Below are 19,977 nucleotides of genomic sequence, written 5' to 3'. Positions count from 1 at the left end.
CCCCTGAATCATTTTTTAAAGCGCTTTCTACGCTCTTATATTTTAACATAATATCTCAATATTTGACAAAAAATAAGACGAGTTTTCCGATAGATTTAATCTTACATTAAAGGACAGTATTATCCGCACCTCTTTGCATAAAGGATAAACTGTCCAATTATTCGAAACTTCACTTTATTTTTCTCTATCGATGTCTATGAATAACATCTACTGCACCCGTTACTTCAATAATTGTACCGGTAATCATATCGGAATCGTCCTCACATAAAAACGAAATTGTTCTTGCGATATCTTCACCTGTTCCAGATCTACCAATTGGTGTGTTATGTTCTTTCAACTGACGTGCTTCTTGAATTGTCGCTTCTTTCATTTCACCAATAATATCACCAGGACATACCATGTTTGCAGTAATACCATATTCCGCTTCTTCGTAAGCAACTGTTTTCGTTAATGAAACAAGTCCTACTTTCGCTGCCGCAAAAGCTGAACGATAAATCCATCCCGGTGCGCTATCTGCCCCTTGGAATCCGTAATTAATAATACGGCCAAAGTTCTGTTTTCTCATAACCGGAACGACAAGTTTTAATAAATGAAATACCGCTGTTAAATTACCCTGAATCATTTCATTCCATTCATCTTCTTCATAATCGACTAACTTTTTTCTTTCAAATACATATGGACCAGCATTATTAATTAAGAAATCAATTTTGCCAAAACGACTTATCGCTTCTTCTACCATTTTATGTAAATCTTCCTTTTTCGTGACATCCGCTTGCACGAATTGTAGACGCTCTTCCATATTTTTATATGTTTCTTTCATCTTTTCCATAGCCGTGATATCGCTATGATACGTTACTGTTACTGAATATCCTTTAGCCAATAACTTTTCTGTTACTTGCTTTCCTAAACCTTTCGTACCGGCTGTAATGAGCGCGTGTCTCACAAACATGCCTCCTTTTAAATTGCTATACTTCATATGTAACAAGTTCTTGCACCAATTACAACTAAAATGAATCAAAACAGAGTTTTCGAAATTCTGTAACGTTTCCGACAAGCACATTACCAAAATTTGTTTTATAATAAAGTTGTAAACGGTAATAAAAATGATTGGGAGGAATTTACTATGAATAATACATATACAAATATTTTAATCGCGGTGGATGGTTCTAAAGAAGCAGAAAGAGCCTTTAAAAAAGCAATTCAAGTCGCAAAACGAAACAACGCAACATTAACAATCGCTCATATCGTTGATGTAAAAGCATACTCAGCAGTAGAAGCTTATAGCCGTGCAATTGCTGAACGTGCAAATCTATTTGCAGAAGACTTATTAGAAGACTACAAAAAAACTGCGCTTGAAGCTGGCCTTGAAAAAATTGAAACTGTATTAGAATTCGGTAATCCTAAATCTAAAATTTCAAAAGAAATCGCTCCAAACCATAAAGTAGATTTAATTATGTGTGGTGCAACTGGTTTAAATGCTGTTGAGCGTTTCCTAATTGGTAGCGTCTCTGAACATATTATTCGCTATGCGAAATGCGATGTCCTTGTTGTTCGTGGTGATGAGGAGCAAGGTGAGCTTTAATTTATAAATAAAACACCAAGTCCACATGGGCTTGGTGTTTTTCATTTCACATATTTCACTATAAATACAAGACAAGCCACAATAACAACAGTAATTGCCAATACATAAGGCGGAAGAAACTTCAAAGACCACAATGCCATCATAATCGTAGCTACCGTTAAATAAGATTGCCTTGCATCTTCTGTCATTTTTTTACGAAGGCAGAATACATACAAATAACCAATTGGCGGCGTAATAAAGCAAAGAACATATATGATTTTAGATTTCAAATACCATTTTTGTTCTCCAAGTTTCTGTATATCTTCTTCTATTCTTTTATGCTCTTTTTCTCTCGCTTCTCCTATAAGTGGATCTTCCTCTTCTCCTCGCTTTTCTTTCATATAAGGAAGAAAGTGCATGAAAAAATAGTATGCAAATACGAACGCTCCAAATCCAATATTTAATCTTTCTAATGGAATATGTTCACTAAAAAAAGCAGCAATAAGCACTAAAGATAAACAGTACGTCATCATCCAAAATGAACGTTTTCTCTTTTTTCGTTCCATTTCTTTTTTATCTTGTACATGTTTTCTTTTCGAAAGCCATATTGAAATACAGCAGTCTACTACAAATAGAATAAAGATAAATATCCCGACGTGTACTGTTTCTACATCCTCAAATGAAAACATATTTGGGAATGCAACGTTTAATACAATTAACGTGTACAAAATTAATCCTACAAAATAAATACGTCTCATTTTCCATCCCTTTCTTATTTCCTAACTTTAGGTTAACATACATTTTTTAGAAATAGACGGACAAAATATATATGTTTAAAAAAGGAGGATGCTACATGGATGATTCTGAACGTATTATTTTAGATGTGAATGGGAAAGAACTCGAAATGCTAGATATGATCCGTACTCATTTTAAAGAGAAACATGGCGTGGAACTAAGTAATGGTGCATTGCTGCGAGATTTGATGGATATTGAGTATATTCGAATTACGGAAGATCGACATAAGTACGATTAATCGATACATTGTAAGCCTAGAGGAGATTGCTCTAGGCTTACTTACATCCATACAAAAATGTTATAATTAGGAAAAAGTGTGAAGGATGCGAAAATATGAAATCTGAAAATATCTCAAAACATTTTCATACATTACATGTACAAAGAAACGAGTTCCTTCCTCATCTCCATTCACTCTCACAAGAACAACTATGGTATAGGAAAGAGGACAAAAAATGGTCTATTGGTGAACACTTTTATCACTTATATTTAATTGCAAGGATGCTCAAAGTAGCGATTAAATTCTCTTTCACTCTTATCCCTTATGCAAAACTAAGAAAAAATGCCCCATTTGCAACTGACATACACGACATTTATGCCGAATATAAAGAAAAGCATGGTAAAGGAATGAAAGCACCTTTGATTTTAATTCCCTCAAAAAAAGTTTATCACTCTATGAATGTAACTGAATTAGAAGAATTACTTGCACGTGAAACAGATGAAATAAAAAAGCTCGTTCAAAATATAGAAGAAAATATTGCAGGGCATATCGTATTTTTAGATCCAATTGCTCACTACCCTAATTTGATTCAATCTATTCAGCTATTAGCGATACATGAGAAACATCATTTTATGATTATGAAAAATAATTATGAAATGATAAATACTCCCCTAAAAATCTAAATACAAAAAGGTAAGGTGCTTTCTATAAAAAGCACCTTACCTTCTATATACATCATTTAATTCCTACAATCTCTCCAACCAATCCTTTCGCCTTCTCCAAAGCTTTTTCAATTTGCTCAAATCCAGTCCCGCCAGCACTGTTACGACGCTTTACAGCTGCATACGGTGAAAGAACTTCATACAAATCTCCTTCAAATAACGAGCTCATTTCTTTATACGTTGCAAGTGGTACATCTACTAAATAAATTCCTTTTTGTGTGCAGTGTAGCACTAGCTTCCCAACAATTTCATGAGCTTGACGGAATGGTAGTCCTTTACTTGCTAAGTAGTCAGCAATTTCTGTTGCGTTAGAGAAATCTTGCGTTACAGCTTGCCCCATCTTTTCTTTGTTGACAGTCATCGTCTCTAACATGCCTGCCATAATATGAAGGCAGCCTTCTACTGTTTTTACTGTATCAAACATTCCTTCTTTGTCTTCTTGCAAGTCTTTATTGTAAGCGAGCGGTAATCCTTTCATTACTGTAAGTAAACTAAATAAATTACCGTACACTCTACCTGTTTTACCACGAATAAGTTCCGCCATATCTGGATTTTTCTTTTGTGGCATAATACTGCTTCCCGTTGCGTATTGATCGCTCATTTCAATAAATTGAAACTCTTGGCTACTCCACAAAATAAGTTCTTCGCAAAATCGTGATAAGTGCATCATGAGCATAGATGAGTTACTTAGGAACTCCAGTATGAAATCACGATCACTTACTGCATCTAAACTGTTTTCATAGATTCCATTAAATCCAAGAAGCTCCGCACTATATTCTCGGTCAATCGGGAATGTTGTCCCAGCTAACGCTCCTGCTCCTAATGGCGAAATGTTAATACGCTTTAACGAATCTTCATAACGATTTACATCACGCTCTAACATCCAAAAATAAGCGAGAATATGATGCGCAAATGAAATTGGCTGGGCACGCTGCAAATGCGTATAGCCAGGCATAATCGTTTCAATGTTATTTTCTGCTTGATGAACAAGAACAGTTTGCAATTGTTTTGTAGCTTTAATAATATGTTCTACTTTTTCTTTTAAATATAAATGCATATCAGTCGCTACTTGATCATTACGGCTTCGGCCTGTATGAAGTTTCCCTCCTACTTCGCCGATTTGTTCAATTAACATTTTTTCAATGTTTAAGTGAATATCTTCAGCTTCAACTGAATAATGCAATTTATTTTGTTTCGCTTCTTCTAATAAATATTGAAGCCCCGCCTTTATTTTCTCTGCTTCTTCTTTCGTAACGATGCCCTGCTTTGCTAGCATCGTTACGTGCGCAATACTTCCCTTTATATCTTGATTTACTAATTGTTGATCGAAGGAGATGGATGCTCCGAACTCTTCAACCCATGCTTCCGCTTCTTCTGTAAAACGTCCGCCCCAAAGTTTGCTCACGCTTCCACCTTCTTTTGATTCACTTGACTGTATACTTTCGTCGGTAAACCGAATAATGAAATGAATCCAACAGCTGCATCATGATTAAATTCGTCCTGGGCTGTATATGTTGCTAGTTTTTCATCGTATAAAGAGTATTCAGATTTACGTCCTTCTACAATCGCATGGCCTTTAAATAATTTCACACGCACTGTACCTGTTACATTCTTTTGCGTTTCTTGTAAGAAAGCATTCAGCGCTTGTTTTAAAGGTGAGAACCATAAACCGTTATAAATAAGTTCTGTTATTTTCTGCTCAATCATCGGTTTAAAATGCGCTACTTCTTTTACAAGTGTTAAATCTTCCAGTTCCTTGTGCGCCGTAATTAATGTCATTGCTGCTGGACATTCGTATACTTCACGCGATTTAATACCAACAAGACGGTTTTCTACGTGATCGATACGTCCAACGCCATGTTTTCCAGCAAGCGCATTTAACGTTTTAATTAGTTCTGAAAGTGGATATGCAGTGCCATTTAAAGTAGTCGGTACGCCTGCTTCAAAACCAATTTCTACAAATTCTGGTTTATTCGGTGTATCTTCTAATGCCAATGTCATCTCATATGCATCTTCTGGCGGCGCTGCCCATGGATCTTCTAAAATGCCACATTCATTACTGCGTCCCCATAAATTTTGATCGATTGAAAATGGGCTGTCTAAATTAATTGGAATTGGTACATCGTTTTCTTTTGCGTATGCAATTTCTTCTTCACGTGACCATTTCCATTCACGTACAGGCGCAATCACTTCTAAGTAAGGATTTAACGCTTGAATAGAAACTTCAAAACGAACTTGATCATTTCCTTTCCCTGTACAGCCGTGTGCAACTGCAGTCGCTCCTTCTTGTTCTGCAATTTCTACTAGTTTCTTTGCGATAAGTGGGCGTGATAGCGCCGAAACGAGAGGGTATTTCCCTTCGTATAACGTGTGTGCTTGCATCGCCATCAATGCATATTCATTTGCAAATTCTTCTTGAACATCAATCATATATGATTTAATTGCACCTACTGAAAGTGCCTTTTCTTTTACAAATGCTAAGTCTTTACCTTCCCCTAAGTCTAAACAAAGCGCGATAATATCATAATTCTTCTCTTGTAACCATTTAATTGCAACGGAAGTATCAAGACCTCCGGAATATGCTAACACAACTTTTTTCTTCTCCATTTTGCATCCCCCTAAAGAATAAATATTCATTTTCTTTTATAATAATTCACACTTTAACACCTTTTACAAAATGTATCAAGAGTCATTTTCAAATTTTTTCAAACAATTTCGTCGAACTTCTTTCTGTTTTTTTGTACAATATAAGCAGGAAAACGGGGGTGAACTTATGGAAAAGTATTTCTTATACGATGAACATCTCGGAATTGAAATTCCTCATTTACAAGAAGACTGGGAAGATATCCCCGAAAAAATGCAACATGCAATTTTATTAAAATGGGAACAAGTTCGCGGGAGAATCCCTGATCGTATAAAAGAACTGGAACACTATATAAATGCAAAACAACATCATTTAAATCACGAAGAAGACTTCGAAATTTCTTGCAAACTTAATTCAGAAATTGCCGATCTCGCTTCCATCATTAATGACCTTTGGCTTTGGTATCGACTCACTCAAAATGTATCTGAGGGGAAAGCACACCAATGAAAAAAGCATGCCCCTCAATTACTTTGGGTCATGCTTTTTTGTCGTAACACGATTTACAATATATCTCTTGTGCTGTTTTTGCCAAACATACATCAAATGGACCTACCAACAGATTTCTCTCCTTAGGCAGTTTCACAAAAGCAACTAGCTCTTCTTCATATTGAATCTTTTTTTGACATGAAACGCATGTTAATTCTTTTCTTTTGAACATGTCTTTTAGCATATCTTCACTCTTCCTCTCATCTATCTATATTAATATACTCTCATAATAGTTAAGACTTGTAAAAAAATGACACATTCCGAATTGAATCATTCATATACTATGTACAAAAGGAGGTCTAAAGCTTATGCGCGCTTTCATTATTATCGCTTTAACTTTTTTAAGTGTGATTAGCTGGGATGCGTTTTTTAAAGATAAAAGTGATGAAAAGGATACAACTGAATAAAACCCATTTTTTCTTACTTATTGGACAAACCGTTAAAAACTGTCCAATTCTGCAAAATAACTTAGGCTTTTCTACAAAAATATTTAAACATAACAATTTTTGTAGATTCCCTCCGTTTATTGTCGGTTTCCATCCGCATACATTTTTTGAAAGTATGATATAATAATATAAATCTTGAAGGAAGGGATTTTGATATCATGATCGCTCGAAGGAGCATGTGGCATCGTATTGACGAATCATACACGTAGCGTATTTTCCAGCTTAGATACTTTAGTCTAGCGAAAAAAATACGAGAGTGGGGAAATTATGATTGCCCGAAGGATAATTTGGCAAAAAAAAGACTCTTCTTACACATAGCGTTTTGTTTAGGACTTAATTGTTACTAGCTAAACAAAACAAAGAAGAGCAGGATTGCTAAATGAAGAATCCTACTCCACGTTTTGTTTAGTCGTTTTAAGACTTAAACTAAAACGAAGGTAGGGAGAATTGATGGACGAGAGGATTATTCGTTATTTCTTCAGCGACATATAGCGTAGTTAGTTTTTTCGTAAACTAACTGAAAGCTACATGTGAGCTCGTAGTTAGTTTACAACACAAAAAGGACTACTAACTACGGAAAGAAGGAATAACGATGAGGAACATCCAAAGTCGACAAATTATTAAAGAAGTTTTTATGGTTTTAATCGGTTCATTTATTTTAGCAGCAGCGCTATATCACATTCACTTCCAAAACCACTTAACAGAAGGTGGCTTTGTAGGTATTGCACTATTCATCCAAAATTTTTATGATATTTCACCATCTATTTCAACTGTAATCATGGATATCCCAATTATTTTACTGTGTGCTTCATTTTTAGGTAGAAAAATGGTTGGTTATTCATTCCTAGGTTCGATTTCATTCGGAGTATTTTATTCTCTTATGGAAAATTATTCTCCATTTACGGTAGATTTATCAAATAATTTATTTGTAGCTGCAATAGTTGGCGGTGCGTTAGCTGGTATTGGACTCGGTTTTATATTGCGATTTGGCGGTGCAACCGGTGGAGACGATATTTTAACAATTGTATTAAGTAAACGAACTCGCTTTACAATTGGGCAAATTTTCTTCGTCTTTGACGCGATTGTTCTTGCGCTTTCATTATATTATTTAAATTGGACAGAAATTGCTTTCACTATTCTTTCGATTGCCGTACAGGCAAAAACATTGGATTTAATTTATTATCCAAAAGCAGAAAAAACAGCAGAAAAGCAACCAGTATCTGTTCCAATGCCAAAAAAACATGCAACAAATTAAAAAAGCGAAAGGCTTCGGCCTCTCGCTTTTTTTACGCTCTCTTTTCTTTTTCAACTATGTGGCGCACTTGATAAAATCGATTTGCAAATTCAGTAACGTTTCTTGTCAAACGATAATTCACTGTAGACCCGATTGCCATCCCAATTACCGGAATACCTTGGAATAATTTACGACGAAGAGCATAAATCGAAAATGTTTTCAAAATTTGTTTTAACACAACTTCAGTAGAAGCTGGTTGTAACACCGCTTCGTCTCCTTCATAGAAGAACGAATCTTCTTGCTCTAGCTCTTGCAATAAATTGTACCATGCGTATTGCTGAAGTCTTCCTGGTAGTAATGACGCATGAAATACCTTTAATGCAAGCATCATTTCATAAGGCTTGTTCACATCATGCCCAAATGACGTTGCAATAAGTTGGACAGCCTTCACATTCAACGCAATCATAACCGGAAAATCAGCTGTTAATAATAGTAAACCTCCAGCACCCGTTGCTCCGCCTTGTACGAATGAATATAGGCGATGGCGCGCTGTTTGCTGCTCTGCTATGTATGTTAATTGGTCAATAGATAATGCTTTCAAATCTTCTAGTTGCTCAATCGATTCATCAAATAATCTCGATGTTCCTAAAATACGATTACGCGCCTCTAACTGTGATTGTGAACTTTGAATCAATGCATGCAAATGAAAGAGCCATCCATCTGCTTTCGTAAAGAAATCTTTTCGTTTTTTCTCAGGCAATTTCGCAATTGTATTATGTACCCATTTATCAAACATTTTTTGAAAATCAGTCGCTTCTTGCTCAACTAATTGCAATTCCCATTCTTTTATATTGTCTAAAATGGCTTGTTCTCGCTTCGATCGCATCGTAACAACCACCTCGTTTGATTTTTTTCTATTGTAACATATTTCCGCTTATTCTTTACAAATATGCTTGTCTATCTTTATTCACATACCATTTTTTATTGACATAAAATATTAGCAAAAAGGATGAGATAAATCACATGAATCTATCCAATATAAAAAAAGAATATAATGCCGTATTCAGTTTAGGACAAAACTGTTGGCCTGCTTGGGCGTTATATCAATTCGGATTATCACCATTTTTTGGCGTTATTGATTTTATGCTAAGCCCCTCATTGGAAAAAGTGAATGTATTATTACAAAATCAATTTGACCGTTTTTTACATTTCGAAAATTTATCCTTCATCTCATTTTGGGATGATGATGCGAAATTAAGACTAAGGGACAACCTCTATGAAATCGACTCCTGTCATGACTTTAAAACAGATGTAAACACACCAACTTCTTGGCCTTCTTATCCAGAAATCAAGCTAAATTATGAGCATCGAATTAATCGTTTTCTAACTACAATTGAAATAGAAACGTCCATATTGTTTATTCGGACTGGAGGAACATATGAAGAAGCACGATCTCTGGAACAAATTTTATCTCAAATAGTCAAACATAATTTTTCTGTCCTATTACTCATTCCTGCAGATGTACCAACTGTTGTAGAAGAAGATTGGGGATTACAAAATATTTGCGTTATAAAATGCCCTATTATGGATGTATTTCAGTACAATGAAGCATTTTGGAATGACTTATTTAATGGCATCGTAATTCGACCACATTCTTAAATACACGACACTTTTATTACGCAATACATTATAATCATCCTTATACAAAATAAATAAGGAGTGATTGTATATGTATCCACGTGCAAAAGCTTTCGGTCTTGCTATACATGACAGTCGCCTTCTTGTACAAGAATATCATACAGGCGATGAAACATATTACCGCCCTCTTGGCGGTTCAATTGAACAGGGGGAGAAATCATCAAATACCATTATTCGTGAATTTCAAGAAGAGCTTCATACGGAAGTGGAAATCATCAATTATTTAGGTTGCTTAGAAAACATCTTTCATCTTGATGGAGAAATTGGTCATGAAATCATTCAGCTATATTCTGTACGCTTATTAGACACATCACTATATGAAATGGAAAAAGTGAAGGTACAAGATGAGCAAACAGTAGCGTATGCGAAATGGATTCCTATTACGGCATTCATTCAGAAAGAAAAAATACTATATCCGGATGGAGTTTTAAAATACCTCCAATAGAAAAAAGACGAAATCCTATAGGATCTCGTCTTTCTTTCATATAGTATATTAACCAATATCTCCAAGACGTAGTACGTCACGAGCAATCATAACTTCTTCGTCAGTTGGAATTACGATAATTTTTACTGGAGAGTGTGGGAAGCTGATGAATGCTTCTTCACCGAATACGTTATTACGTTTTGCATCGAAGTATACGCCCATGTACTCAAGGCCTTCTAATACGCGCTCACGAATAATCGCACTGTTTTCACCTACACCAGCTGTGAAGATGATTGCGTCTACACCTTTCATACGAGCAGTGTAAGAACCGATGTATTTGTGGATACGGCTTACGAATACATCAAGTGCTACTTTCGCACGGTGGTCGCCTTCTTCTTCTTTCGCAATGATGTCACGTAGGTCACTAGAGTAACCAGTAAGACCTAACATACCACTCTTCTTGTTTAATACGTTAACTACTTCTTCTACTGTTTGGCCTGTTTTTTCCATGATGTATGGAATTAACGCAGGGTCAAGGTTACCAGAACGTGTACCCATTGTTACACCAGCAAGTGGAGTGAAGCCCATAGAAGTATCGATAGATTTACCGCCTTCTACTGCTGCGATACTTGCACCGTTACCTAAGTGACAAGAAAGTAAGCTTAAGCTTTCAATTGGACGACCTAATAATTCAGCCGCACGCTCAGTTACATATTTATGAGAAGTTCCGTGGAAACCGTATTTACGGATGCCGTATTTTTCATAGTACTCATATGGTAAGCTGTATAGGAATGCAGATTCCGGCATTGTTTGATGGAATGCTGTATCGAATACTGCTACTGCTGGTACGTTTGGTAATACTTCTTGGAATGCTTTAATACCAACAACGTTTGCTGGGTTATGAAGTGGTGCTAAATCGCTTAATTCTTCGATATCAGCTAATACTTCATCAGTAATTAAAACAGAGTCAGCAAATTTTTCGCCGCCGTGAACAACACGGTGACCGATACCGCCAATCTCGTCTAGAGATTTAACGATTCCGTTTTCAGTTAATTTTTTAAGAAGCATATTAACTGCTACTGCGTGATCTGGAATGTTTGTAATTTCTTTTTGTTTTTCGCCATCTACAGTAATAGTGAAGATACTATCTTCTAAACCGATACGTTCTACTAAACCTTTTGTTAATACTGTTTCACTTGGCATTTCAAATAATTGGAATTTTAAGGAAGAGCTTCCTGCGTTAATCGCGATGATTTTTGACATCTAGTCTTTCGCCCCTTTTTCTCTTGGTAGTTGTGTGGATGTTTCCACAAACCGCTCGATTTTATCTAATTAAATTTACTAAATATGAAAACGTTTCATCATTAGCAAATTTTATACTCACGATTTTAATTTAAACATCGTACGACATATATTTCAAGTGAAAAAATTGTAACACCAAGAAAAAATATATATTACAGATTTCAAAAAAATTCAGTTAAATCTTGTATATATTTAAAAATATGACATATCATATAAAACTGTACTACATGAATTACTAACCCTGTTACATATACCTAGCCTTATTTATGCGTTGCAAACCAAGTATTTAATTGGTCCATAATATCCTCCATCGCCTTCATGTTAGAGAATTTAGGTAACTCCACTAATAACGCCTGTTTTGGCATCGTTACACTAGGACCTTTCTTTTGGAGAACAAATATACTTTTTGCATTTTTCTCGTTTTTAAACATGGAAACAGGTAGTTGCAATAGTCCTTGAATAAAACAAGTTTCTTTAATAAATGCATGTAATTTAGGTGCTTGATCACTTTCAAAAATGAAGTTTGGTACTAAGAAGAATAAGTATCCGCCTTCTTTCGTATGTTTCACACTTTGTTCAATAAATAAGTGATGTGCATACGACATTCCTTCATCTGCTTTTAACTTATATTCACTTGCACCGATTTCATTTGGATAGTAACCAATCGGTAAGTCTGAAATAACTGCATCAACTGGATCGATATAAAGTGGCGCTAGTCCATCTTGATGAAAGAATTCGATTGCATGCTTTTGTAAATTCGCATTTACTAAAGCAAGTTTAATTAGCACTTCATCCACTTCTACACCAAATCCACTCATTGTTAGTTCTTCTTTGGCGCTATTAAATACGGTAGTCATTAAGTTACCTGTTCCAATTGCAGGATCTAAAACAGTGATTTCGTTTTTCCCTTGCATAAATTTATGGAATAAGTAGCTCATGAACATACCAACTGCATCAGGCGTCATTTCGTGGTTCGCTTGTACGCCTTCTTTCATTCCTTTTAAAATGGCTAACTGAAATGCTTTACGAATTTCTTCACCTTTATATGTTTCTTCATTAAACGTACTATATTCACGATTCAGCCTTTCAATTGCTGATTCGGATAATTCCTCTTGTAAGATCGCTCCTTCAAACAAGTTATCCCCTGTTTCTACAAGCGCCTCTAAATATGTTACATCTAATTCTTTACGTAAAACTACCGCAGAAGAATCAAAAATAGAAAATAATGTTTCCACTGTCTGACTCACGTACATTCCTCCTTCTCTCTTTTACACATAACTTATATCATACCACAAAGTGTTTTTTTCCAAAAAGAAAAAGCGACCTCCTGCAAAGAGCTCCCCTTTTAATTATATATGATATAACGTTTTTTCTCATATATTGGTACCGTTACGCAGCAATATATGAGAAAAAACGACCTCTTTATAAGAGGTCATTTTCTTCACATTACTTCGCAGATTTTGCTGCTTCTAATGCTGCTTCATAGTTTGGATGGCTTGTACCTTCATTTACGTATTCTACGTAAACTACTTTGTCGTTGCTATCTACTACGAATACTGCACGAGCAAGTAAACGAAGTTCTTTCATTACTAAGCCGTAAGCTTCACCGAATGAAAGGTCGCGGTGGTCAGAAAGTGTAACAACATTTTCTAAACCGTTTGCTGCACACCAGCGTTTTTGAGCGAATGGTAAATCAGCGCTAATTGTTAATACTTTCGCGTTTTCAATACCTGCTGCATCTTGGTTAAAACGACGTGTTTGTGCATCACACACACCTGTGTCGATTGAAGGTACAACACTAATTAATTTTACTTCGCCTTTGTATGTTTCTAAACTTACTGGAGATAAGTCGTTTGCTAATACTTGGAAGTTTGGCGCTTGATCGCCAACTTTAACTTCTGTTCCAACTAAAGTCATTGGATTACCTTTAAAAGTTACGTTTGCCACTTGAAAATCCTCCCTTATTTAAACAAAATATGTACAATGTAAATGATAGTTTGTCCCTATCGATAATGCAAATAAAATCGCTTTATTTACAAAAAAATTAAAGAAGCTAATCTATTGATCAGCTTCTTTATCCGTTAAATTTGAAATTCAGGATCGTCTTCTTTTCGTTTATCCATCATTTCCTTCACTTTATCAACAGCTTGTGGCGCTAATTCAATTATTTTATCGATGACATGTGTTTGCTTATCTAAATGCAACACTTTTACACCTTCGCCATTTATAACAAGAAAAGCAACAGGATTAATAGAAACTCCTCCACCGCTTCCCCCGCCAAATGGATGACGGCCTGAATGTTCTACTTTACCAAATTCACTTCCACCAGCAGCAAATCCAAAGCTAACTTTCGAAACTGTAAGAATTACACTTCCATCTGCCGCTTTAATTGGATCACCAACAATTGTATTTACATCAGTCATTTGTTTTAAATGCTGCATTGCAGTTGTCATTAAACCTTGAATTGGATGGTCCATTCTATATCCCCCCTATGCTTGAACAGATTTTTCTGTCGTACCAGATCTTTGTCTTCTCATAAACACGAGTAATTTCACCGCTGTTTTTACAGTACGGAATATACGAAAAGATGCTGTCAACTCACATCTTGATGCAAATCCCTTTCCTTGAAAAACAGGAGTAATTTCAAATTCTGGTACGTCGACAATATGCATATATTGTCCTACAACTCCAGCAGCCATTCCTTTTGTCCCCCATGCATATCCAGTGACAATTCCAGTACTAGCTGCGTCGCCTGCTCCAATTTGCGTATGCCATTTCCAACCATTGATTTTCACTCGTTTGAGAAAATCTTTAACAATAGTATGAACTTCTTGAAGCTTTTTTATCAGTTCCCCAATGCTATCAAGTTGTGCCATAATTTTATTATCTAGTCCGCCGTCCTCTTCAGCTTTTTCGATTTTTTGTCCTGTTTTCTTCTGCTGTTTCTCAATTCTTTCCAACACATCAAATGTATATCGAATCATCCATATTTTCACTTGAAGCAAGCATTGCTTTTCCATTTCTGAATATAAAAATGTCACTTTAAGCTTTATTTTCGACAATAGTATAAACAAAATAAAAAGGAGAAGAATTATTATTCCAATTGCGAGCCACTTCATACGTATCATCCTTTCACTCCGTACCCATTATCGACAACTTTATTCATCATTAAACAGAGTTCCATAAGATTGAATATAAAAATTTTTCTAAAAACAAAAAGGTATTTTGACAATTTATATCGAAATATATTATTTGAACATATCATCAGGGAACGGACTCTAATGATATGTAGCACGAAAAACAGAAAATTTAACTGCAGTGGAGGGATACATAATGGCAGATCGTCGCAATTTATTTTTCTTTTATGGTGATGACAAAGCAACGCTCGTTGAAAAAATGAAACCAATCTATCGTATTTTAGAAGAGAATGGATTTACCATATTAGATCATCCAAAAAATGCAAACGCTATCGTCAGTGTTGGAGATGATGCAACTTTCTTACAAGCCGTTCGTAAAACTGGTTTTAGAGAAGATTGTTTATACGCAGGGATTTCTACGAAAGATGAAATTTCGTTCTACTGCGATTTCCACCTTGATCACATTGATACAGCCCTTCAAGAAATTACAAAAAATGAAATTGAAGTGCGAAAATATCCAACAATTCAGGTAGATGTAGATCACGGTACATCTTTCCATTGTTTAAATGAGTTCTCATTACGTTCTAGCATTATTAAAACATTCGTTGTAGATGTCCATGTTGATGATTTATATTTCGAAACATTTAGAGGTGACGGTTTAGTTGTTTCTACCCCAACAGGAAGTACAGCTTACAATAAATCATTGCACGGTGCAGTTGTTGATCCGCTCATCCCTTGCTTCCAAGTAAGTGAATTAGCATCTTTAAATAACAACACATACCGTACACTTGGTTCACCGTTCATTTTAAATCACGAACGTACATTAACTTTAAAACTAAGACCAGACGGTAACGATTATCCTGTTATCGGTATGGATAATGAAGCGCTTAGCATTAAACAAGTGGAAAAAGCTGTTGTACGCTTAAGCGATAAACAAATTAAAACAGTTAAATTAAAAAACAATTCTTTCTGGGAAAAAGTACAGAGAACGTTTTTATAGTACTAAAAAACGGTCGAATTATGGGCATTCCATAATTCGACCGTTTTCTATTTGTAGACAGTCCCTCTTATTATTCGGCCGCTATTCTTGTCAGTTTTTGTCGGTAAGTCGATATATTTTAATAATCGCTGATATATTTCGAGTTACGGTCGATATATTCCGAAAACCGCTGATATATTTTTACGCATCTTTTCTATACACAACTTGGCCATCTATTACAGTCATCTCTGCTTGTACTTCTTTTATTTCTTCTGCCTCTATTTCAAAAATATTGCGGTCTAGTATCGTAAAGTCTGCCTCGTATCCTTTTGTAATTTGTCCTCGCTTCGCTTCTTTTCCGATTGCATAGGCACTCCCTGTTGTAAATAGAGAAACAGCCTCATATGCCGTTAATCTTTCTTCAGGCATATAGCATACACCGTCAATAAAACTTCTACGTGTAACAGCGCTATATATGCCTAAAAACGGATTCACTTGTTCAATGGGAGCATCTGAGCCACCGTTACAGTGTAATCCTGCTTCCAGTAACGTCTTCCAAGCATACGCATAACGAAGACGATGCTCTCCTAGTTTTTCAATGACTGACGGAAAATCCGATGAAACAAATACTGGCTGTATATCAACAATGACTTGCAAGTTTTTCATTCTTTCAATCAACTCTTCACGGGCAAGCTGACAATGAATAATGCGGTCACGTAATCCTTCTGCTAGTGGATATAATTCAAGTGCATCAATAACATACTGGAGCGATAAATCACCGATTGTATGAATGGCAACTGGCATATGTAAATCTCGTGCTTTTTTCACTAACTCCGCAAGCTCTTCACGCGAGAAAATGGCAACTCCATTCGTTTCCCTCGCATCTTCATACGGTTCACTTAATAAAGCTGTTCTTCCGCCAAAAGAACCGTCAGAAAAAATTTTCATCGCACCAAATTCAATATAGTGTTCATTTTCATATTCTTTTCGTTCATGTGCTACTTCATGGTGAACGAGCAAATGTGCTTTAAATGGCATTTCTTTTATAACATGAGAAAACGCATTGTGCGTTTTTCTAAAACCACCGTAATAATTTAAATCTTCCGTATGTCCACCAACAATTCCATATTGCCAGCAATCTTTAATCGCTGTTTGCAAAGCGCTTTGTAAGTAGACTTCATCAATTTCAGGCTGAACATGTTTTATTAATTCTTGTCCTTGTTCATATAAAAGCCCTGTTAACATATTGGATGAATCCCGGCCAATTTTTCCGCCTTTCGGATCTTTTGTCGATTCTGTTATGTTCGCTTCTTGCAGTATGTATGAGTTCACCCATGTAACGTGGCGACAGACGCGCTTTAATAAAATCGGATGTTCTTTCGAAATTGCATCTAAATCACGCGCGTGAACGTCTTTTGTATCTGTAAAGTTATTTTCATTCCAGCCTTCTCCAATAATCCAAGAACCTTTTGGCGCCTCTTCTACTCGTTTCTGAACGAGAATCAGCACTTCGCTATACGATGTACAATTTGATAAATCTAAACGCAGCAATCTCTCTCCATGCCCAATAAGATGCATATGGCTATCAACGAGACCTGGAATCATCGTTTTCCCTCTTAAATTGTACAATTTCACAGCAACATATCGGTTTTCTAACTCTTCCTTACTCCCAATGTCAACGATTCTGCCATTTTCAACATAAATAGCTTCCACTTTTTCATTTTCTTCTCTCATCGTGTAAATGGTGCCGCCGTACCAAATTTCTCCCATATATCCCATCTCCTTTGTTTTATTGTATAAAAAAAAGCACCATTTCAAAACATGGTGCTTTTCTAAAAATTACTTTTGCTCAGTAGGGTTCGTTGTAATTTGCCATTCAATGCTAAATTTATCTTTTACTTGTCCGTATGCTGGACTCCAGAACGTTTCTTGAAGTGGCATGATAACCTCTCCACCTTCTTGTAACTTTTCGAATACTTCTTTCGCTTTTTCTGCATTACTAATTTGAATTGCAATTGTTACTTGAGATCCGATTGCATGCCCTTGACCTGGGAATGTATCCGAAATCATAAGGTCCGTATTACCAACTTTTAAAGTAGCATGTAAAACGCGCTCTTTTGCTTCAGCTGGAACCGGGTATTCTGGATTTTCAGGCATATCACCAAACGTTTGCATGATTTCTACTTTTGCATCTAACGCCTCTTTATAAAACTGTACAGCTTCTTGCCCACTACCATCTAAAACTAAGTACGGATTAATACCTAAAATCATACGGACACCTCTTTTTTAAATTTATAAAATCGAACTTGTGTTCGTTTTTATATTATCATTGTTTGACATTTCATTCAACTATTTCCTTCACTGTTTTCAAAATTATTTTGAAGGCAGCTCCATCTCTTGTTTTCTAAGTTCAATACGGCGAATTTTTCCAGAAATCGTTTTTGGTAGTTCATCTACAAATTCAATTTTACGAGGGTATTTATATGGTGCAGTGAGTTCTTTGACGTGTTGTTGGAGTATTGGGATTAATGTTTCTTCGTTCTCTTTTATATTCTCTCTTAATACGATAAATGCCTTCACGACGCTTCCGCGAATTTCATCAGGGCTTGCGACAACTGCACACTCTCTTACGTAAGGATGTTTTACAAGCGCATCTTCTACTTCAAACGGCCCGATTGTATAACCAGAGCTAATAATAATATCATCACCGCGCCCTTCAAACCAGAAATAGCCATCTTCATCTTTCTTTGCTTTATCACCGGTAATATAATAATCACCGCGGAATTGCATCGCTGTGCGCTCATCGTCTTTATAATATTGTTTAAAGAGGGCTGGTGTTTCAATATGAACTGCAATATCACCAACTTCTCCTACTCTTACCGGCATACCTTCCTCATCTACAATATCAACATGGTTGCCTGGCGTTGGTTTCCCCATTGATCCTGGTCTAATATCCATCCCTTTCATTACACCAACAAGCAATGTATTTTCCGTTTGCCCATAGCCGTCTCTTACTGTAACATCAAAGTGCTTTTGGAACGTTTCAATGACTTCTCTATTTAACGGCTCCCCTGCGGATACAGCGCTATGTAACGCTTCTAAATTGTACTCACTTAAATTTTCTACTTTTGCCATTAATCTATACTCTGTCGGTGTACAACAAAGCACATTCACCTTATTATCATCTAATAAATTTAAATATGTTTTCGGTTCAAACTTACCGTGGTATACAAATCCTGTTGCCCCTGATCCTAGAGTTGCTAAAAACGGGCTCCAAATCCACTTTTGCCAGCCTGGACTAGCTGTTGCCCACACAACATCATTCTCTTCGATTCCGAGCCAATTCGGAGCGCTCGTACGTAAATGAGCGTATGCCCATGCATGGGTATGAACAACACCTTTTGGATTCCCTGTCGTTCCTGACGTGTAAGATAAAAAGACCATGTCCTCTTTATCTGTCTTCGCTATTTCTAACATATCACTTTCTGTTTCTAATGCTGTTTTTAAATTAATCCATCCATCTACTGACTGCTCGCTCAGAACGAATTTTTGAAGAGATTCCATCACTTCTATATCATCAAACTGGCCAATGTACGGCTCATAACTTACAATTGCCTTTACTTCCCCATGCCCAATTCGATATTCAATATCTTTTTTACGTAACATTTCCGAACTCGGAATTACGACAAATCCTGCTTTAATCGCAGCGATATACGTCATGTACGCTTCAATTAAACGCGGCATCATAATGAGGAGCTTGTCCCCTTTTTGCAGACCACTCTTTATAAAAGCGTTTCCAATTTTATTCGCACCTTGCATTAATTCAGCATATGTAACTTCTCGTCTATTCCCTTTATCATCTTGCCAAATTAAAGCAAGCTTCTCTTTATCACCTGTATATTTCTCTATTTCAGAAACTAAATTATAAGACGGCGGTGCCAACAATTCCTCTCTCTTCATAAACATCCTCCTTTTTTATGCCTCCCTTATATAATAAAGAATTTTCTGTCTATTTTGAACCCTCTTCTTTTGACAAATTTTTTATGTCTATGTCGAAATGAATGTATAACGATGCAAACAACAAAAAGAAAGAGCGGGAGAACCCGCTCTTTCTAAGCCATCGTATATGGGATTATTTTTGGTAACCGCCTAATTGTTGCTCAGCTAGTGAAACTAGACGTTTAGTGATTTCGCCACCAACAGAACCGTTAGCGCGAGATGTTGCATCCGCTCCAAGTTGAACACCAAACTCTTGAGCGATTTCGTATTTCATTTGGTCTAATGCTGATTCAGCACCAGGAACCGCTAATTTATTTGTGCTACGTGCCATGT

At 36.1% G+C, this 19,977-nt stretch carries 23 protein-coding genes; 8 read left to right on the top strand and 15 right to left on the bottom strand.

Annotated elements, in window-relative coordinates; genetic code table 11:
- Window positions 1-184: 184 nt before the first annotated feature.
- Window positions 185-976, bottom strand: a complete 792-nt coding sequence (locus DN390_RS03635; RefSeq protein ID WP_147806768.1) for an SDR family oxidoreductase — start codon at window positions 974-976, stop codon at window positions 185-187.
- 147 nt (window positions 977-1,123) lie between these two features.
- On the opposite strand from DN390_RS03635, the gene DN390_RS03630 reads away from it, so the two are divergent.
- The gene (locus DN390_RS03630) at window positions 1,124-1,582 is read left to right on the top strand and encodes a universal stress protein (protein ID WP_001066681.1); all 459 of its coding nucleotides are present in this window, start codon (window positions 1,124-1,126) and stop codon (window positions 1,580-1,582) included.
- A gap of 41 nt (window positions 1,583-1,623) precedes the next feature.
- On the opposite strand, the gene DN390_RS03625 is transcribed toward DN390_RS03630, so the two are convergent.
- The gene (locus DN390_RS03625; protein WP_147806627.1) at window positions 1,624-2,319 is read right to left on the bottom strand and encodes a hypothetical protein; all 696 of its coding nucleotides are present in this window, start codon (window positions 2,317-2,319) and stop codon (window positions 1,624-1,626) included.
- 95 nt (window positions 2,320-2,414) lie between these two features.
- On the opposite strand from DN390_RS03625, the gene DN390_RS03620 reads away from it, so the two are divergent.
- Window positions 2,415-2,594 carry a hypothetical protein gene (locus DN390_RS03620; protein ID WP_029440113.1) on the top strand — a complete coding sequence of 60 codons (180 nt, stop codon included), beginning with the start codon at window positions 2,415-2,417 and terminating at the stop codon, window positions 2,592-2,594.
- A 95-nt stretch (window positions 2,595-2,689) separates the two neighbouring features.
- A complete protein-coding gene (locus DN390_RS03615) occupies window positions 2,690-3,256 on the top strand; it encodes a DinB family protein (RefSeq protein ID WP_147806626.1) in 567 nt (188 codons plus the stop codon).
- A gap of 52 nt (window positions 3,257-3,308) precedes the next feature.
- On the opposite strand, the gene argH is transcribed toward DN390_RS03615, so the two are convergent.
- Entirely contained in the window at window positions 3,309-4,700 is a 1,392-nt protein-coding gene (gene argH / locus DN390_RS03610) for an argininosuccinate lyase (RefSeq protein ID WP_147806625.1), read from the bottom strand.
- Complete coding sequence (locus tag DN390_RS03605; protein WP_042512163.1) at window positions 4,697-5,902, bottom strand: argininosuccinate synthase; 1,206 nt, start codon at window positions 5,900-5,902, stop codon at window positions 4,697-4,699. The genes argH and DN390_RS03605 overlap by 4 nt, the downstream gene beginning before the upstream one ends.
- 166 nt (window positions 5,903-6,068) lie before the next feature.
- Between DN390_RS03605 and DN390_RS03600 the strand changes: the two genes are divergently transcribed.
- On the top strand, window positions 6,069-6,386 hold the full coding sequence (locus tag DN390_RS03600; RefSeq protein WP_060632526.1) for a hypothetical protein: 318 nt from the start codon (window positions 6,069-6,071) through the stop codon (window positions 6,384-6,386).
- 28 nt (window positions 6,387-6,414) lie between these two features.
- Here DN390_RS03600 and DN390_RS03595 read toward each other — a convergent pair whose 3' ends face one another.
- A complete protein-coding gene (locus DN390_RS03595; protein WP_060632527.1) occupies window positions 6,415-6,609 on the bottom strand; it encodes a hypothetical protein in 195 nt (64 codons plus the stop codon).
- An 854-nt stretch (window positions 6,610-7,463) separates the two neighbouring features.
- On the opposite strand from DN390_RS03595, the gene DN390_RS03585 reads away from it, so the two are divergent.
- The gene (locus DN390_RS03585; protein WP_001244523.1) at window positions 7,464-8,126 is read left to right on the top strand and encodes a YitT family protein; all 663 of its coding nucleotides are present in this window, start codon (window positions 7,464-7,466) and stop codon (window positions 8,124-8,126) included.
- 31 nt (window positions 8,127-8,157) lie between these two features.
- On the opposite strand, the gene DN390_RS03580 is transcribed toward DN390_RS03585, so the two are convergent.
- On the bottom strand, window positions 8,158-8,991 hold the full coding sequence (locus DN390_RS03580) for an EcsC family protein (RefSeq protein ID WP_147806624.1): 834 nt from the start codon (window positions 8,989-8,991) through the stop codon (window positions 8,158-8,160).
- Window positions 8,992-9,128: 137 nt separating this feature from the next.
- Between DN390_RS03580 and DN390_RS03575 the strand changes: the two genes are divergently transcribed.
- Complete coding sequence (locus DN390_RS03575; protein WP_147806623.1) at window positions 9,129-9,764, top strand: DUF1796 family putative cysteine peptidase; 636 nt, start codon at window positions 9,129-9,131, stop codon at window positions 9,762-9,764.
- 70 nt (window positions 9,765-9,834) lie between these two features.
- Window positions 9,835-10,248: an NUDIX hydrolase gene (locus tag DN390_RS03570; protein ID WP_147806622.1), complete on the top strand. Its 414-nt coding sequence runs from the start codon at window positions 9,835-9,837 to the stop codon at window positions 10,246-10,248.
- 48 nt (window positions 10,249-10,296) lie between these two features.
- On the opposite strand, the gene ackA is transcribed toward DN390_RS03570, so the two are convergent.
- The 5 genes from ackA to DN390_RS03545 all read right to left on the bottom strand — a co-directional run bounded on the left by ackA (window position 10,297) and on the right by DN390_RS03545 (window position 14,657).
- Entirely contained in the window at window positions 10,297-11,490 is a 1,194-nt protein-coding gene (ackA, locus tag DN390_RS03565; RefSeq protein WP_147806621.1) for an acetate kinase, read from the bottom strand.
- A 299-nt stretch (window positions 11,491-11,789) separates the two neighbouring features.
- Window positions 11,790-12,776, bottom strand: coding sequence for a class I SAM-dependent methyltransferase (locus DN390_RS03560; protein WP_060632533.1), 987 nt, complete (start codon window positions 12,774-12,776; stop codon window positions 11,790-11,792).
- 199 nt (window positions 12,777-12,975) lie between these two features.
- Entirely contained in the window at window positions 12,976-13,476 is a 501-nt protein-coding gene (gene tpx / locus DN390_RS03555; RefSeq protein ID WP_060632534.1) for a thiol peroxidase, read from the bottom strand.
- Between the two features lie 134 nt (window positions 13,477-13,610).
- Window positions 13,611-14,006 (bottom strand): GerW family sporulation protein, encoded by a 396-nt coding sequence (ytfJ, locus tag DN390_RS03550; RefSeq protein WP_000350005.1) that lies wholly within the window; start codon window positions 14,004-14,006, stop codon window positions 13,611-13,613.
- 12 nt (window positions 14,007-14,018) lie between these two features.
- Window positions 14,019-14,657, bottom strand: coding sequence for a DUF2953 domain-containing protein (locus DN390_RS03545; protein WP_147806620.1), 639 nt, complete (start codon window positions 14,655-14,657; stop codon window positions 14,019-14,021).
- A gap of 205 nt (window positions 14,658-14,862) precedes the next feature.
- Here DN390_RS03545 and DN390_RS03540 point away from each other — a divergent pair, with 205 nt between their 5' ends.
- A complete protein-coding gene (locus DN390_RS03540; protein ID WP_063222489.1) occupies window positions 14,863-15,666 on the top strand; it encodes an NAD kinase in 804 nt (267 codons plus the stop codon).
- A gap of 180 nt (window positions 15,667-15,846) precedes the next feature.
- Here the strand turns inward: DN390_RS03540 and DN390_RS03530 are convergent, their stop codons facing one another.
- The 4 genes from DN390_RS03530 to DN390_RS03515 form a co-directional block, all read right to left on the bottom strand.
- Complete coding sequence (locus DN390_RS03530; RefSeq protein WP_147806619.1) at window positions 15,847-17,415, bottom strand: amidohydrolase; 1,569 nt, start codon at window positions 17,413-17,415, stop codon at window positions 15,847-15,849.
- 69 nt (window positions 17,416-17,484) lie between these two features.
- On the bottom strand, window positions 17,485-17,916 hold the full coding sequence (locus DN390_RS03525) for a VOC family protein (RefSeq protein ID WP_060632538.1): 432 nt from the start codon (window positions 17,914-17,916) through the stop codon (window positions 17,485-17,487).
- Between the two features lie 102 nt (window positions 17,917-18,018).
- Window positions 18,019-19,605 (bottom strand): acyl-CoA synthetase MbcS, encoded by a 1,587-nt coding sequence (gene mbcS / locus DN390_RS03520; RefSeq protein ID WP_147806618.1) that lies wholly within the window; start codon window positions 19,603-19,605, stop codon window positions 18,019-18,021.
- Between the two features lie 172 nt (window positions 19,606-19,777).
- Window positions 19,778-19,975, bottom strand: coding sequence for an alpha/beta-type small acid-soluble spore protein (locus DN390_RS03515; RefSeq protein WP_000124491.1), 198 nt, complete (start codon window positions 19,973-19,975; stop codon window positions 19,778-19,780).
- Between the last annotated feature and the right edge of the window lie 2 nt (window positions 19,976-19,977).

It is taken from the genome of Bacillus sp. SH7-1, assembly GCF_008042405.1.
Taxonomy (GTDB): Bacteria; Bacillota; Bacilli; order Bacillales; family Bacillaceae_G; genus Bacillus_A; species Bacillus_A thuringiensis_N.
The sequence above is the reverse complement of the archived record's forward strand: the minus strand, read 5'-3'. Positions and strand labels throughout refer to the sequence as shown.